This window comes from Achromobacter sp. EB05, assembly GCF_044232075.1.
Taxonomy (GTDB): domain Bacteria; phylum Pseudomonadota; class Gammaproteobacteria; order Burkholderiales; family Burkholderiaceae_B; genus Achromobacter; species Achromobacter dolens.
On sequence record NZ_CP155917.1, the window covers coordinates 454,989 to 470,589 of the forward strand.

The window sequence follows — 15,601 nt, forward strand, 5'->3', positions numbered from 1 at the left end:
CGGTCTCCAAGGGGAAAACAATGATCAAGCAAACCATGTTGGCGGCGGGCCTGGCCTGGACGCTGGGGGGCATCGCGCACGCCGCGGAGCCAGTCAAGATCGGCTTCATCGCCACGCTGTCGACGCCGGCCGGCTACATCGGCGAGGACGAGCGCGACGCCTTCAATCTGGCGATCAAGCAGGGCGGCGGCAAGCTGGGCGGGGTGCCGGTGCAGCTGGTGATCGAGGACGATGGCCTCAAGCCCGCCAACGCCAAGCAGGCGGCCGACCGCATGCTGCAGTCGGGCGTCAAGCTGTTCACGGGCGTGAACTTTTCGAATGTGCTGGCGGCGGTGGCGCCGGGCGTGGTCAAGTCGGGCGCGTTCTACGTCAGCCTGAACCCCGGCCCGTCGAGCTTCGCCGGCGAGAAGTGCGACCCGAACTATTTCGTGGCCTCGTACCAGAACGATGCCTTCCACACGGCGGGCGGCGTGGCCGCCAATGAGCTGGGCTACAAGCGCGTGGCGCTGCTGGCGCCGAACTACCAGGCCGGGCGCGATGCCATCGAAGGCTTCAAGCGCACCTACAAGGGCGAGGTGGTGGCCGAGATCTACACCAAGCTGGACCAGTCGGACTTCTCGGTCGAACTGGCGCGGGTGCGGTCGCTGGCGCCCGACGCCGTCTACCAGTTCCATCCGGGCGGCACCGGCATCAACTTCGTCAAGCAATACGCCGCGGCCGGCCTGAACAAGACCGTGCCGATGCTGATGCCGAGCTTCTCGATGGATGCGCGCATGATCAAGGCCACCGGCGACGCGGCGCAGGGCGCCTACATCACCGGCATCTGGTCGCAGGACTTCGACAATCCGCAATCCAAGGCCTTCGTGCAGGCGTTCAAGGAGGCCTACGGCCGCGTGCCCACCGATTACGCCATGCAGGCCTACGACACGGCCCAACTGATCGGCGTCGGCCTGAAGGCCACCGGCGGCGACCTGTCGCGCCAGGCCGAGTTCCGCGCCGCGCTGCGCAAGCCCGAGTTCGCCTCGCTGCGCGGCAAGTTCAGCATGAACACCAACCAGCATCCGGTGCAGGACCTGTACCTGATGCGCATCGAGAAGGACGCCGACGGCGGCCTGTCGCCGCGCCTGGTGCGCAAGCTGGTGTCCGATGACAAGGACGCCTACGCCCAATTCTGCAAGATGCCGTCATGACATTGCTCTTCGAACAGTTGCTCAACGGGCTGCAGTTCGGCGCGATGCTGTTCCTGCTCGCCGCCGGGCTGACCCTGATCTTCGGGATCATGGGCGTGGTGAACCTGACCCACGGCTCGTTCTACATGGTGGGCGCGTACTGCGCGGCCTACGCCATCGGCACCACCGGCTCGTTCCTGGCGGGCGTGCTGGCGGCGCTGCTGGGGGCGGGGCTGTACGGCCTGTCGGTGGAGGTGCTGGTGATCCGCAAGCTGTACAAGCGCGACCACCTGTACCAGGTGCTGGCCACCTTCGGCCTGCTGTTGTTCTCGAACGAGGCGGTCAGCCTGATCTTCGGCCGGCGGCCGCCGCTGGTGGGCATCCCGTCGTTCCTGGAAGGCGCGGTGACGCTGGCGCCGGGGTTCCAGTATCCGCTGATCCGGCTGTCGTTCATCGCGGTCGGCGCGCTGGTGGCGGTGGGCTTGTGGTGGCTGGTAAACCGCACCCGCATCGGCATGCTGATCCGCGCCGGCGCCGACGACCGTGAAATGGTCGATGCGCTGGGCGTGGACATCAAGAAGCTCTACACCCTGGTGTTCGGCCTGGGCGCGCTGCTGTGCGGGCTGGCGGGCGTGATGGCGGCGCCGCTCCTGGCCGTCGAGATCGGCATGGGCGAACGCATCCTCATTACCACCTTCGTGGTCATCGTGATCGGCGGCGTGGGCTCGGTGCGCGGCGCGCTGGCGGGGGCGCTGCTGGTCGGCATGGTCGACAGCATGGGGCGGGCGTTCCTGCCGCAACTGCTGGGCGCGATGTTCTCGCCGGCCACGGCCGATCCGCTGGCGGCGGGCCTGGCCTCGGCCAGTATCTATGTGTTGATGGCGATCGTGCTGATCGCCAAGCCGGGCGGGCTGTTCCCGGCGCGAGGATGATGATGGCAAAGACACTTTCGAATCGCGCGCGCTGGGGGCTGGCTGGTCTGATCCTGCTGCTGGCGCTGCCGGGCGCGGCGGCGGCCACCGACACGCCCTTCCTGATCGGCGTGGTGACGCGCTTCCTGATCTACGGCCTGGCCGCGGTCAGCCTGGACCTGGTGATCGGCTACGGCGCGATGGTCAGCTTCGGCCACGCGATGTTCTTCGGGCTGGGCGGCTATGCGGTGGGCATCATCGCCTTCCACACCACCGAAGCCGGCCCGTTGTTCGGCTGGGCCGGCAGCAACGCCGCGCTGGTGGTGTGGCCGATCGCGCTGGCGGTGTGCGCGCTGGCGGGCTGGCTGTTCGGCTACCTGGCGCTGCGCACGCGCGGCGTGCAGTTCATCATGATCACGCTGGCGTTCGGGCAGATGGTGTACTTCATCCTGGTGTCGCTGCAGTTCTACGGCGGCGACGACGGGCTGATGATCTCGCAGCGCAACGTGCTGCCCGGCCTGAACCTGGAGAACCCGCTGACGTTCTACTACGTCTGCCTGGCGCTGCTGACCCTCTGGACGCTGCTGTGCATCCGCGTCACCAACTCGCGCTTTGGCATGGTGCTGCAGGCGCTGCGCCAGAGCGAGCGGCGCGCCATCAACCTGGGCGTGGCGCCCACGCCGTACCGCCTGAGCGCCTTCGTGCTGTCGGCGGTGGGCACCGGTCTGGCGGGGGTGCTGTGGGCCAACTATGCCGGGCTGGTGACGCCGGACATGGCGGCCTGGACCAAGTCGGGCGAGCTGATGGCCATCGTCATCCTCGGCGGCGTGGGCACGCTGCTGGGTCCGATCGCGGGCGCGGCGGTGTTCCTGGGACTGGAGCAGATGCTGTCGTCGCTGACCGAGCATTGGCTGCTGTACATGGGGCCGGTGCTGGTGCTGGTCGTGCTGTGGGGGCAGAAAGGGCTGTTCGGTCGCTTGCTGGAGACGCGCCATGCGGATTGAGCCCACCCCCGAGGCGCTTCGCGCTTCCCCCTCCAGGGGGCATGCCGACGGACCGGCGGAGCCGGATCCGTGGCATCCCGATAGTAAGCCGACACCAGGAATGAACGAGACGAAAACCCTGCTGCGCCTGACGCAGCTACGCAAGGCCTTCGACGCGGTCGTCGCCACCAACGGCGTGGACCTGGACGTGCGCGCCGGCGAGATCCACGCCATCATCGGCCCGAACGGCGCCGGCAAGTCGACGCTGATCGCGCAGATCTGCGGCGAGATCCGGCCGGACTCGGGCACCATCGAGCTGGACGGACGCGACGTGACGGCGCTGCGCGCCTTCGAGCGGGCCCGCCTGGGACTGGGCCGCTCGTTCCAGATCACCGAGCTGTGCCAGGAATACACCGCGCTGGAAAACGTCATCCTGTCCAGCATGCTCAAGGGCGGCCGCGCCTTTGGCGCCTGGTCGGATCCGCGCCGCGATGCCGGCCTGAAGGCGCAGGCGATGCAATGGCTGACCCACGTCGGCCTGGCGGACCGGCGCCACGTGCGCACCGCCGACCTGGCGCACGGCGAGAAGCGCCAGCTCGAACTGGCGGTGGCGCTGGCGCGTTCGCCGCGCCTGTTGCTGCTGGACGAGCCCATGGCCGGCATGGGGCCGGAAGAATCCGCGCGCATGACGCGCCTGCTGCTGGGCATGAAGGGCGACTACGGCATCCTGCTGGTGGAGCACGACATGGACGCCGTGTTCGCGCTGGCCGACCGCATCAGCGTGCTGGTCTACGGCAAGGTGGTGTTCAGCGGCGCGCCCGACGAGGTGCGGCGCCATCCGGAAGTGCGCGCCGCCTACCTGGGAGAAGAACATGTTGAAGGTTGAGGGCCTGACCGGCGGCTACGGATCGAGCAAGGTGCTGTTCGGCATGGCCTTCGAGGCCGCCGAGGGCGAGGTGATCTCGTTGATTGGCCGCAACGGCATGGGCAAGACCACCACCATCAAGACGCTGATGGGCATGCTGCCGGCCACCGGCGGACAGGTCCAGTTCCGCGGCCAGACGCTGGCGCGGCCCGCGCCGAGCGCGGTGGCGCGGCTGGGCGTGGGGCTGGTGCCGGAAGGGCGGCGCGTGTTCGGCTCGCTGTCGGTGGAAGAGAACCTGGTGGCGACCTCGCGCGCCGCGCCCGGTGGCTGGGACCTGGCGCGGGTCTACGCGCTGTTCCCGCGCCTGAAGGAACGCCGCGCGCAGTCGTCGCGCACGCTGTCGGGCGGCGAGCAGCAGATGCTGGTGGTCGGCCGCGCGCTCATGACCAATCCCAAGCTGCTGATCCTGGACGAGGCCACCGAAGGGCTTGCCCCGCTGATCCGCCAGGAAATCTGGCGTTGCCTGCGGGCGCTGAAGGCCGAGGGCCAGACCATCCTGGTGATCGACAAGAACCTGCCCGAGATGGCGACGCTGGTGGACCGTCACTACATCGTCGACAAGGGCCGCGTGGCCTGGTCGGGCGCGCCCGCGGAACTGTCCGCGCAGCCCGACCTGGCGCAACGTTATCTCGGCATCTGACCGCAATAGGAGCACACGCATGTTGAACCTGCCCGTTTTCAAGGCCGCCGCCGTCCAGGCCGCCCCGGTGTTCCTGGACACCGACGCCACCGTCGACAAGACCTGCGCGCTGATCGCCGAGGCCGCCGGCAACGGCGCCAGCCTGGTGGCCTTTCCCGAAGTGTTCGTCTCGGCCTATCCCTACTGGAGCTGGGTGATGAACCCGGTGCAGGGCAGCCCGTGGTTCGAAAAGCTCTGCAAGAGCGCCATCGAGCTGCCGGGGCCGGAGATCCGCCGCATCGCCCAGGCCGCGCGCCAGCACCGCGTCAACGTGGTGGTGGGGGTGAACGAGCGCAGCCGGCATGGCGTCGGCACGATCTACAACACCATGGTCTTCATCAACGAAGAGGGCCGCGTCCTGGGCCGCCACCGCAAGCTGGTGCCGACCTGGGCCGAGAAGCTGACCTGGGCCCACGGCGACGGCGAGTCACTGCGCGTGTATGACACGTCCGTCGGCAAGCTCGGCGGCCTGGCCTGCGGCGAGAACACCAACACGCTGGCGCGCTTCTCGCTGCTGGCGCAGGGCGAGATGGTGCACGTCGCCAGCTATATCTCGCTGCCGGTGGCGCCGCCCGACTACGACATGGCCGAGGCCATCCGCCTGCGGGCGGCGGCGCATTCATTCGAGGGCAAGGTGTTCACGGTGGTGTCGTGCTCGACCATTTCCACCGAGATCCAGGACGCCATCAGCGCCAGCCATCCGGAAGCGCGCGAGATGCTGGCGCGCCGCAACAGCGCGTTTTCGGGAATATTGGGGCCGGACGGCCGCGTCATCGGCGAGCCGCTGATCGACGACGAAGGCATCGTCTACGCCGACATCGACCTGTCGCGCTGCATCCAGCCGCGCCAGATGCACGACATCGTCGGCCACTACAACCGCTTCGACGTGTTCGACCTGCGCGTGAACCGGCGGCCGCTGCAGGCGGCGCGCTATGACGACCTGGCCGAATCGGGCGCCGCCGACCTGGACGGAGACTTCGAGCCGTTGCCCGAGGCGCGCGGCTAGGGGCGACCGGGCCGCGGGTAGAATGGGCCGCCTGAGCGCCCGCCGGCCCCGGCCTCAAGGCCGCTGACATCTGGAGAGCACGTTGAAGCCAAGAATCAAAGCTTCCCGCCAGGACGAGCCCGGCGCCGACGGGAACGCCGAGGTAGAGGAAATCACGCTGTCCGAGCAGGTCTACCGCCTGCTCCGGCGCGACATCATGAGCGGGGCGTTCGCGCCGGGCCAGTCGCTGCGCCTGGAATTGCTCAAGCAACGCTACGGCAGCAGCTTTTCCCCGATCCGCGAAGCCCTGAACCGGCTGCGCAGCGAACGCATGGTGATCACCACCACCTCGCGCGGTTTTCGCATCGCGCCGCTGTCGGTCGAGGAAATGTGGGACGCCTGCGAGACCCGCATCCTGATCGATTGCGACGCTCTGCGGCGCTCGCTGGCCAACGCCGATGACGCCTGGGAGGCGCGGCTGGTCGGCGCCTACCACGCGCTGACGCTGGCCGCGCAGCGCGCCGGCGAGGCCGTGCCGCCCAGCCAGGAGCTGGAGGAATCGCTCGAGGCGCGCCACCTGGACTTCCACCACGCGCTGATCGGCGCCTGCCGCTCGCACTGGCTGCTGGACCTGTCCACACAACTGTATGCGCAGACCGAACGCTACCGGCGTCCGGCGCGCGCCGGCGCCACCGCCTACGGCCCCGAACGCAATGTCGACGACGAGCACCGCCAGTTGCTCGATGCCGCGCTCTCGCGCGACGTCGAAGGCTCGGTGGCGATGCTGGCGGCGCATTACCGCAAGACGGCGCAATTCATCGAACACATCATTTCCCAGGACGACAGGCAGGCCATTCATGCGTGACGCGGACATCGATCTCTTTTTCCCCACCATCGCCGAGCGCGAGGTGCAATACAACGCCCGCGAGTCGGTGGCGGACTTCGACGCCTGCGTGCGCCGCTACGCCGAGTCGGCCGCCGCGGTGAAATCGCGCCGCCCCGGCCTGCTGAACCTGCGTTACGGCATGGGCCAGGACGAGCGGCTGGACCTGTTCCTGCCGGCGGCGAACCGCGGCCCGGCGCCGCTGTTCGTGTTCATCCACGGCGGCTACTGGCGCGCGCAGCGCAAGGAAGACGCGCCTGTGATGGCAGAGGCCTTCAACGCGGCCGGCGCGGCGGTGGCGGTGCCGGAATACACCCTGGCGCCCGAAGCGACGCTGCCGGAAATCGTGCGCGAGATGCGCTCGGCGCTGGCCTGGCTGTACCACAACGCGGCGACGTACGGCGTCGATCCCGAGCGTATCTACGTCGGCGGCAGTTCGGCCGGGGGGCATCTGGCGGCGATGCTGGCCGCGCCCGCCTGGCCGGCGCGCTACGGCGTGCCGGATGACGTGGTCAAGGGCACGCTGGCGCTCAGCGGCCTGTTCGACCTGCGACCGCTGTGCGACGTGCTGCCCAACACCTGGTTGCAGTTGACGCCGGAGCAGGCCGCGCGACACAGCCCGATCTTCAACCTGCCCGAGCGCGCCGGCCCCATGTTGCTGGCCGTCGGCGGCCTGGAGACGCAAGGGTTCAAGAACCAGACCGAAGCCTTCGAGCGCGCCTGGACCGGCGCCGGCCTGCAGGCCACGCGCATCCCGACGCCGCATTGCAACCACTTCGACCTGGTGAACGAGCTGGAGGACCCGGCCAGCGATCTGACCCGCGCCACCCTGGCGATGATGGGCCTGGCGCAAGCCTGAGCGCGTTCACGGACACGGGCGCGCCATGGCCGACCTGAAACTGCTCGAAGACCTGATCGCGCTGGCGCAGAGCGGCAGTTTCGTGCGCGCCGCCGAGGCGCGGCACGTCACGCATCCGGCCTTCGGGCGCCGGATCCGCGCGCTGGAGGCCTGGGCCGGCGCGCCGCTGGTGGAGCGCCAGCGCGTGCCGGTGACGCTGACCGCCGAGGGCGAGGCGCTGCTCAAGACCGCCACCCAGGTGGTCGAGCAGATGGGCCTGGTGCGCCATCGCATCCGCAGTTCCGGCGCGGGCGGCGAGGCGGTGCTGCGCATCGCCACCGGCCGCAGCCTGTCGCGCACCGTGGTGGGCGACTGGATCGCGCGGCTGCGCCATCGCGCGCCCAAGGTGCTGACCGAAGGCACGCAACTGGAGATTTCCACCGGCAAGATGGAAGACATGGCGATGCGTCTGGAGCAGGGCAAGGTCGACCTGCTGTGCTGCTACGAGCATCCGGCCCTGTCCATGCAGCTCAACCCGGTGCGCTATCGCTACATGACGCTGGGCACCGACAAGCTGGTGCCGGTCAGCCAGGCCGATGGCCGCGGCCGCGCCCGCTATGTGCTGAGCGAGGGCGGTCAGCCGGCGCCGCTGATTACCTACGCCGGCGGCCTGTCGATGGAGCGCATCCTGGGCGACAGGCTCGAATCCACGCCCTATGCGCTGACGCCGTTCGTGCGCATCGATTCGCTCGATGCCGCGCATGGCGCGGCGCTCAAGGGATTGGGCGTGGCCTGGCTGCCCTGGTCGATGGTGGCGGCCGACTGTCGCCGCGGCGTCCTGGTGTCGCTGGGCGGCCGCAGCGACGAGATCGCCTTCGAGGTGCGGCTGTACCGCTCGCGGGCGCGCCTGGCCGACCTCGCCGAGGCGGCTTGGGAAGCCACCGCCAATCGCAAGGCCTGAAGCGGCGCGTCATTGCTCGCAGGGGCAGGCCGGCGGCAATCTGAATTAGCACGGAAATGTGCCGACTTGGCACATCATGCCGCCGGCCCACGCGCAGAATGTCTCCCGAAACTCGAACGAGACGGCGCCGCCGTCCACCTCAGCACCCCAGGGAGAAATTCATGAAATTCGTTCCGTACGCCTTGCGCGGCGCGTCGGTCGCGCTCTGTGCCGCCGTTTCGTTGATCGTCTCGCCGGCCATCGCCGCCGGTTACCCCGACCACCCGGTCTCGTTGATCGTCGGCTATCCGGCAGGCGGCAGCGTCGACCTGACCGCGCGTCTGTTCGGCGAGGAGCTGGCCAAGCGCATCGGCCAGAGCGTGGTGGTCGAGAACGCCGGCGGGGCCGGCGGCACCATCGGCGCGCAGCGCGTGGCCCGCGCCACGCCGGACGGCTACACGCTGTTGCTGGGCTCGACCAATGAAATGGTGGTCGCCCGCATGATCAACAGCGCCGTCAAGTACGACGGCGCCAAGGACTTCACCGCCCTGGGCGTGATCGCCACGCAGCCCATGATGCTGGCGGCCAGCAAGAATTCCGGCGTGAAGACCGCCGCCGAATACCTGCAGAAGCTGCGCGCCGCCGCGCCGGGCAGCTTCAACTACGGCTCGTCCGGCGTCGGCACCACGCTGCACCTGGCCGGCGAGATGATCAACCAGGAAACCAATACGCGCGCTGAACATGTTCCTTACCGGGGCGTGTCGCCGCTGGTGACCGACCTGATGAGCGGCCAACTGGATTTCGGCGTGCTGGTGCTGTCCTCGGGCCTGCCGCAAGTGCGCGCCGACAAGATCGTGGCGCTGGGCGTGACGCAGCCCGAGCGTTCGGCGGTGGCGCCTGACATTCCGGCGCTGGCCGAGACCCCGGGGTTCGAGGCGGTCGACCTCAGCATCACGTTCTCGCTGTACGGCCCGGCCGGCCTGCCCGAGCCGGTGGCCGCCAAGCTGCGCGAGGCCCTGGCCGATACGCTCAAGTCGGAACAATTCCGCGCCAAGATGCTGGAGGCCGGCGGCGTGCTGGCGCAGCCGGATCTGGATCCGGTGGCCTCGCAGGCCGCCGAGGCGCGCAAGTACGGGGCGCTGGTCAAGGCGGCCAAGATCGAGGCGCAGTAATCATGGATTTCACGCTGCCCGTTCCCGATCTCGCCGCCGAGCGGCTGGGCAATACCGATACGCCGGGCGTCTGGCACTTCGACTCGGGCCTGCCCGGCCGCGCGCTGATGCTGTCCGCGCTGGTGCACGGCAACGAGCTGTGCGGCGCCTGGGCGCTGAAGGACCTGCTGGCCGCGGGCCTGCGGCCGCGCCGCGGCCGCCTGACGCTGGCGTTCTGCAACCTGCCAGCCTTCGACCGTTTCGATCTGGCGCGCCATGACGCCTCGCGTTTCGTCGACGAGGACATGAACCGGGTCTGGAGCGCCGAGCGCCTGGACAACCCCACGACCCGCGACCGCCAGCGAGCGGCGCAATTGCGGCCGTGGGTCGAGCGCGCCGATTGGCTGCTGGACCTGCATTCCATGCACGAGCCGGGCGCGCCGCTCTTGTTGACGGGCGTCCTGCCGCGCAATATCGCGCTGGCGCGGCGCCTGAAGGCGCCGCGGCACGTCATCGTGGACGCCGGCCACAAGGACGGCGTGCGCATGCGCGACTTCGCGCAGTTCGGGGATCCGGCGCGCGGCGACGCCTGCGCGCTGTTGATCGAATGCGGCTTTCACGGCGATCCGGCGGCCCGCGACGTGGCGCGCGACATGGTGGCGCGCATGCTGGTCGCGGCGGATGTGGTGGATGCCGCCGACATCCCGGCCGGCTGGCGGCAGCCCGACGCCGCGCAGCGGGTGTTGGAAGTGACCGACGCGGTGGTGGCGCCGTCGATGGACGTGAGCTTCGCGCAGCCCTGGCAGGGCCTGGAGACGCTGGAAAAGGCGGGATCGGTGATCGGCTGGGCCGACGGCCGGGCGATCGTTTCGCCTTATGACCGCTGCACGCTGGTGATGCCGTCGCTGCGTCAGCTCAAGCCGGGCGTGACGGTGGTGCGATTGGCGCGCGACTACGCGGGCTGACCACGCGAGCGGTGGGCGCGGCCTGAACGCCGCGCGTATCGCCTGTCTCAGGCCGGGTGGCCGGGCCCTGGCCGTATCGCCGCCGGGCCGGCCGCGCACTACTTCTGCGGCGTGTAGCGCAATTCGTCGAGCTGGTAGCCCTGCGCGGTGGCGGCGGCCAGGGCGCGATCCAGGTCTTCCTTGGGCAGTTGCGGCGAGCGCGACAGGATCCACAGGTACTTGCGGTCGGGCGTGCCGACCACGGCCCAGCGGTAGTCCGGGTCCAGCCCGATGACCCAATAGTCGCCCTTGAACGGCTTGAAGAACGAGACTTCGAGCTTGGCGTTGTTGCTGCCTTCGACCACCGTGGCGGTGCCCGTGGCCGAGTCGATGTCGCCGTCCTTGGTGCGGCAGCGGTTGTTGACTCCCACGGTGCCGTCCGGATGCAGCGTGTATTCCGCGGTGGTGTCGCCCACGCAGTTGCGCTGGAAGAACATCGGGAAGTTGGCGATCTCGTACCACATGCCGGCATAGCGCTTCAGGTCGACCGACTCCACGGTCTGCATGGGCGGCGGCGCGGCGTGGGCGATTCCGGCCGCGCTGGCGGCGACGGCCAACAGTAATGTTGCAATGCGGCGCATGGGAAAGCCTCCTGATCCAAAACCCTAACGATACGCCTTATTTGCGCGGCGCCTTGAGCGCGGCGTGATAGCGCGCCACGTAGGTGTCGAAATCGACGTCGTCGGCTTGCTCGATGCGCCGCTGTTCGGCGCTGGAGTCGAGCGCGGCCTGGCGGTATTCGGCCGCCACGTCCGCCGGCAGCGGCTGGGCGCGCAGCGCCTGCGCATGCGCGCGGCTCTGGCGCAGCGAATAGTCGTGGAACGATTCGCCGCTGTCGGTCAGCGCGGCCAGCAGGCGCGCGGACGGCGTGGCGTCGGGCTGGCCCAGCTTGGCGCGCTGCGCGGCCAGGCTGTCGGCATAGGCGCTGCCGCCCAGGGCCGAGTCGTACAGGGCCGCGTACGGCGCGATCTGGTCCAGCAGTTCCTGGCCCCATTGCGCCAGGCCGATGGCCTTGCCGTCGCGGTCCAGTTGCAGGCCGGGCTTGCGGCCTTCCTTGACCACGGTGGCGAAGTTGTCGGCGCTGCGCTGACAGTAGCCGTTGGCGGGGAAGAACGGGCTGTCGGAGGCGGCGCAGAACAGCAGGAAGGCATCCACGAAGCGGCTGGTGTCGGCGTCGATGCCCACCGGCGATTCGGGGTTGATGTCCAGGCAGCGCACTTCCACGTACTGCACGCCGCGTTCGGCCAGCGCGGTGATGGGGCGCTCGCAGCGGCCGGTGGCGCGCTTGGGGCGGATGCTGGAGTAGTACTCGTTTTCGATCTGCAGCACATTGGTGTTGAGCTGGATCCATTCGCCGTTGCGATGCGTGCCGAGCTTCTGGTAGTCGGGCCAGGGCTGGGTGACCGCGTCGTACAGGCGGCCGAGGAAGGTGTCGAGATCGTTGTAGCAGAGCTTGAGCTGCGACTGCGCCTTGTTCTGGTAGCCCAGGTCGCTCATGCGCAGGCTGGTGGCGTAGGGCAGGTACAGGGTGTGGTCGCCCAGGCGCTGAAGGCCGTGTTCGCCATCGCGCAGGAAATCACGCGCCAGCGCCGGCGCCGCGCCGAACAGGTACATCAGCAGCCAGGAGTAGCGCGTGAAATTGCGGATCAGGCCGATGTAGCCGCGCGAGCGACGGTCCTGGTCGGTGCCGGGCTGCGTGTCCAGCACGGACCACAGCGTTTCGGGCAGCGAGAAGTTGTAGTGGACGCCGGCGATGCATTGCATGGTCTTGCCGTAGCGCTCGGCCAGGCCGCGGCGGTAGACGTGCTTGAGCATGCCGGTGTTGGACGTGCCATACCAGGCGATGGGAATGTCGGCCTCGGGCGGCAGGGTGGCCGGCATCGACTGGTTCCAGATCAGCTCGTGGTCGAGCACGCTGTAGACGTGACGATGCGTGGCGGTCAGCTCGGCCAGCAGGGCGTCGACGTTGTCGTGGGTGCCGGTGATCAGTTCGAGCAGCGATTCCGAATAGTCGGTGGTGACGTGTTCGTTGGTCAGCGCGGAACCGAGCCCGGCCGGGTGCGGCGTGCGGGCCAGGATGCCTTGCTCGTCGACGCGCAGGCCTTCTTTCTCGATGCCCCTCAGGGTCTGGGTCAGGAGCGAGCGGTTGGCCTCCAGGCGGGAGAGGCGTTGGGCGGCGGTATCAGTCACGGAATCTTCTCGATGGGGTCTGTCGCCGGATTTTACGGGGTGCTGGCCTCCTCTGCCGAGGGAGCCAGTACTGGGGACAGGGACAATTGCGCGGCGGTGCGCGCCAGCCACTCGTCCAGGTCGGCGTAGACCGGGTCGGCAATAGGGGCGGTTTCGTTGAAAATCTCGTGCCAGGCGGTGTCGTACCAGCGCAATGTCAGCAATTCGGCGGGCGCGCGCTGGGCGAACTGGCGGCTGCCCTCGGCCGCCACGATGGAGTCGTCGCCGGCCACCATCAGCAGGGTGCGGCAGGCCAGCAGGTGGGCTTCCCGCAGGGAATCGCGGCCGCCGTCATCGACGAAGCGGGCCAGCCGGCCGGTCATGCTGCGCCGCACCAGCGGATCGGACCGGTAGGCCTTGACCACCGCCCGGTCGTGCGAAATCCGGGCGGGCGCCAGGCCGTGGGGCACGCGCAGGTCGGGCGCGTGCAGGGACATCCAGGTCAGGGTGCGGCGCACCCACAGCGGCACGTTGACCACGAACGGCGGCGAACTGAGCACCAGGGCGTCGATCGGCGCCAGCCGCTGCAGCGCGATCCGCACCGCCACCAGGGCGCCCAGGCTGTGGCCCAGGAGGATCGGCGGGCGACCGTGGGCGGCGGTCCAGTCGGCCAGGCGTGCGACGGCGTCGGTCACCAGGTCCTCCTGGCGCGCCAGCGTGGCGGGCCGGCCGCCGGAGCGGCCATGGCCGCGATGGTCATGGGCGCCCACGGTCCAGCCGCGGGCGGCCAGCCAGCGCGCCAGCCGGTCATAGCGCCCGGCATGCTCGCTCAGGCCATGCAGCAGGTAGATGCCGGGCGTGCCCGCGCCGATCACGGGCGAGGGCACATTCGGGGCGGCGGACCACACGTAATTGGCCAGGGGCGTGCCGTCGGGCGCTGGGGTCATCGAAATCGGCGACAATTTGGGGCTGTCCTCGAAATGAAAAGACCGTGGGGTCTTTACGGTAATGACGATTTCATCGCTGTTTCGTTTCATGTTCAAGAAAGCCGGGCCGATTGTTGTGTTGGCCCTGCTGGTCAGCGCCTGCTCGCCCCGTTACAACTGGCGCGAAGTGGACGTGGCGGACGGCCGGGTGCGGGCGGCGTTCCCGAACCGGGTGCAGACCGAGACCCGCCAGTTGCGGCTGGACACCCATACGCTGTCATTCACGCTGGCCACGGCCACCGTTGGCGAGGCGGTGTTCGCGATCGGATCGGCGCCCCTGCCGCCGGAGATCGCGGCGGATCCCGTGGCCAGGCAGGCGCTGGGCATGGCCCTGATGCGTTCGCTGTACGTCAACATGCAGGCGCCGCCGCCCACCGAGTGGCCGCCCTACGGGCAGGACATCGACGTGCAGGGCAAGGCCATGGGCAAGCCCGGCTGGCTGCGGGCGCGGGTGTGGGTGACCGACACCATGCTGATCGAGGCGGTGGCGGCGGGCACCGAGGCCAGCCTGCCGCAGGAGCGGGCGCGTGAATTCCTGAGGTCGGTCGTGGTCAAGCCGTGACGGCTCACACCAATCCCCGCCGGATCGCCGCCGCCACCGCGGCGCGGCGGCCGCGCACCTGCAGCTTGCGGCAGGCGTTGCGCAAATGGAAATTGACGGTGCTTTCGCTGATGTCCAGGATGCGGGCGGTTTCCCAACTGGTCTTGCCGGCGGCGCTCCAGAGCAGCGAAGCCGATTCGCGCGGCGACAGCCGGACGCTGAGCGGTGCAAGCGGGGCGACGAGAATGGGGTCGGCGGACATGGCGGCGGGGACGCGGGTTCCTGGCAAAAGACAACCCATGTTCCGGCCGGCCATCGGCCGTGGACAAGCGATGATGCCATTGCGTATCGCCCTTTGAATCTCTGACGGAATAAACGGATGCTGGCCATCGCGCAGTTCTATTTGTCGGCCATCGTGCTGATGTTGCCGCTCCTGTCGTGCGTCGGCATCGGCGTCTTCTGGGGCAAGCGCGACCTGCCGTTCGGCGGCGCCTTCATCACCACGCTGGTCACGTCCGTCACCACGCCGGCGCTGGTGTTCCACACCTTCGTCACGACCCACCTGGACGACCGCGCGCTGGCCGACGTGGCGGCCGCCACGCTGCTGGCGCTGCTGCTGTGCGCGCTGGTTTGCGCCCTGCTCCTCAAGCTGGGCCGCCTGCCGGTGCGCACCCTGTTGCCGACGGCGTTCCTGCCCAATGCAGGCAACCTGGGCCTGCCGATCTCGCAACTGGCGTTCGGCGATGCCGGCCTGTCGGTGGCGGTGGCGTTCTTCGCCGTCAATTCCTTCGTCATGCACACCATCGCGGTGCGGCTGCTGCCTGGCGTCAACACCAAGGGCAGTTGGAAAAGTCCGATCCTGCTGGCCTCGGTGGTGGCTGTCGCCATGCGCACGCTGCACATCCCGGTGCCGGCCTGGCTGATCGAGACCGCCCGCATGCTGGGCGCGGTGACGGTGCCGCTGATGCTGCTGAGCCTGGGCCACGCGCTGGCGCTGATCCCCGCCAACGGCGTGCGCGACGGCGCCAAGGTGGCGGCGATGCGGCTGGTGACCGGGTTGGGCGCGGGCCTGGCGATCGTGTGGATCCTCGATCTGGAGCCGGTGCTGGCCGGCGCGCTGACGCTGCAGATGGCCATGCCGTGCGCGGTGGTCAGCTACATGTACGCCAAGCGCTACACGGACATGGGCGACACCGCCGCCGGCGCGGTGCTGGTGTCCACCGTGGTGTTCCTGCTGTTGGCGCCGCTGATGCTCTGGTTCAGCCGCGCCGCCGGAATGTGACCCCTGGTGTCATTTTCCGGCGCTGATTTTCGCCCTTTGACGATTGCGCATTCTGGCCGTCCGATTCTAGAGGGCGCGCGCTTCTTTCGCCGCAGGCATTCGGATATTTTGCTAGTCCAATTGACCGTGATGGTCGATTCACTCAATTAATTTTG

General features: G+C 69.0%; 17 protein-coding genes. 13 read left to right on the top strand and 4 right to left on the bottom strand.

Features of this window, described 5'->3' with window-relative positions:
• Positions 1–20 precede the first annotated feature (20 nt).
• The 11 genes from AAID08_RS02130 to AAID08_RS02180 all read left to right on the top strand — a co-directional run bounded on the left by AAID08_RS02130 (position 21) and on the right by AAID08_RS02180 (position 10,429).
• Entirely contained in the window at positions 21–1,190 is a 1,170-nt protein-coding gene (locus tag AAID08_RS02130) for an ABC transporter substrate-binding protein (RefSeq protein WP_063579951.1), read from the top strand.
• Positions 1,187–2,101, top strand: coding sequence for a branched-chain amino acid ABC transporter permease (locus AAID08_RS02135; protein WP_064524957.1), 915 nt, complete (start codon positions 1,187–1,189; stop codon positions 2,099–2,101). Before AAID08_RS02130 ends, AAID08_RS02135 begins: the two co-directional genes overlap by 4 nt.
• The gene (locus tag AAID08_RS02140; RefSeq protein ID WP_049070885.1) at positions 2,098–3,084 is read left to right on the top strand and encodes a branched-chain amino acid ABC transporter permease; all 987 of its coding nucleotides are present in this window, start codon (positions 2,098–2,100) and stop codon (positions 3,082–3,084) included. The genes AAID08_RS02135 and AAID08_RS02140 overlap by 4 nt, the downstream gene beginning before the upstream one ends.
• Before the next feature lie 100 nt (positions 3,085–3,184).
• The gene (locus AAID08_RS02145; RefSeq protein WP_064524954.1) at positions 3,185–3,949 is read left to right on the top strand and encodes an ABC transporter ATP-binding protein; all 765 of its coding nucleotides are present in this window, start codon (positions 3,185–3,187) and stop codon (positions 3,947–3,949) included.
• Positions 3,936–4,628, top strand: coding sequence for an ABC transporter ATP-binding protein (locus AAID08_RS02150; RefSeq protein ID WP_054503587.1), 693 nt, complete (start codon positions 3,936–3,938; stop codon positions 4,626–4,628). Before AAID08_RS02145 ends, AAID08_RS02150 begins: the two co-directional genes overlap by 14 nt.
• Before the next feature lie 19 nt (positions 4,629–4,647).
• A complete protein-coding gene (locus AAID08_RS02155) occupies positions 4,648–5,673 on the top strand; it encodes a carbon-nitrogen hydrolase family protein (RefSeq protein WP_326339807.1) in 1,026 nt (341 codons plus the stop codon).
• Between the two features lie 82 nt (positions 5,674–5,755).
• Complete coding sequence (locus AAID08_RS02160) at positions 5,756–6,517, top strand: GntR family transcriptional regulator (RefSeq protein ID WP_049070888.1); 762 nt, start codon at positions 5,756–5,758, stop codon at positions 6,515–6,517.
• Entirely contained in the window at positions 6,510–7,394 is an 885-nt protein-coding gene (locus AAID08_RS02165) for an alpha/beta hydrolase (protein ID WP_175167208.1), read from the top strand. The genes AAID08_RS02160 and AAID08_RS02165 overlap by 8 nt, the downstream gene beginning before the upstream one ends.
• Positions 7,395–7,419: 25 nt before the next feature.
• Positions 7,420–8,334 (top strand): LysR family transcriptional regulator, encoded by a 915-nt coding sequence (locus AAID08_RS02170; protein WP_054503584.1) that lies wholly within the window; start codon positions 7,420–7,422, stop codon positions 8,332–8,334.
• 161 nt (positions 8,335–8,495) lie between these two features.
• Positions 8,496–9,485, top strand: a complete 990-nt coding sequence (locus AAID08_RS02175) for a tripartite tricarboxylate transporter substrate binding protein (RefSeq protein ID WP_343718673.1) — start codon at positions 8,496–8,498, stop codon at positions 9,483–9,485.
• A 2-nt stretch (positions 9,486–9,487) separates the two neighbouring features.
• Positions 9,488–10,429 (top strand): succinylglutamate desuccinylase/aspartoacylase family protein, encoded by a 942-nt coding sequence (locus AAID08_RS02180; RefSeq protein WP_054503582.1) that lies wholly within the window; start codon positions 9,488–9,490, stop codon positions 10,427–10,429.
• 98 nt (positions 10,430–10,527) lie between these two features.
• On the opposite strand, the gene AAID08_RS02185 is transcribed toward AAID08_RS02180, so the two are convergent.
• The 3 genes from AAID08_RS02185 to AAID08_RS02195 are packed head-to-tail and all read right to left on the bottom strand — an operon-like array spanning position 10,528 to position 13,584.
• A complete protein-coding gene (locus AAID08_RS02185; RefSeq protein WP_054503581.1) occupies positions 10,528–11,049 on the bottom strand; it encodes a lipocalin family protein in 522 nt (173 codons plus the stop codon).
• A 37-nt stretch (positions 11,050–11,086) separates the two neighbouring features.
• On the bottom strand, positions 11,087–12,658 hold the full coding sequence (gene gshA, locus AAID08_RS02190) for a glutamate--cysteine ligase (RefSeq protein ID WP_343718674.1): 1,572 nt from the start codon (positions 12,656–12,658) through the stop codon (positions 11,087–11,089).
• Positions 12,659–12,690: 32 nt separating this feature from the next.
• A complete protein-coding gene (locus tag AAID08_RS02195) occupies positions 12,691–13,584 on the bottom strand; it encodes an alpha/beta hydrolase (RefSeq protein ID WP_175143723.1) in 894 nt (297 codons plus the stop codon).
• 61 nt (positions 13,585–13,645) lie between these two features.
• Between AAID08_RS02195 and AAID08_RS02200 the strand changes: the two genes are divergently transcribed.
• Positions 13,646–14,185 carry a hypothetical protein gene (locus tag AAID08_RS02200; protein WP_054503578.1) on the top strand — a complete coding sequence of 180 codons (540 nt, stop codon included), beginning with the start codon at positions 13,646–13,648 and terminating at the stop codon, positions 14,183–14,185.
• 4 nt (positions 14,186–14,189) lie between these two features.
• On the opposite strand, the gene AAID08_RS02205 is transcribed toward AAID08_RS02200, so the two are convergent.
• On the bottom strand, positions 14,190–14,426 hold the full coding sequence (locus AAID08_RS02205; RefSeq protein ID WP_054503577.1) for a helix-turn-helix domain-containing protein: 237 nt from the start codon (positions 14,424–14,426) through the stop codon (positions 14,190–14,192).
• Positions 14,427–14,543: 117 nt separating this feature from the next.
• Between AAID08_RS02205 and AAID08_RS02210 the strand changes: the two genes are divergently transcribed.
• A complete protein-coding gene (locus AAID08_RS02210) occupies positions 14,544–15,446 on the top strand; it encodes an AEC family transporter (RefSeq protein ID WP_175143724.1) in 903 nt (300 codons plus the stop codon).
• Positions 15,447–15,601: the final 155 nt, after the last annotated feature.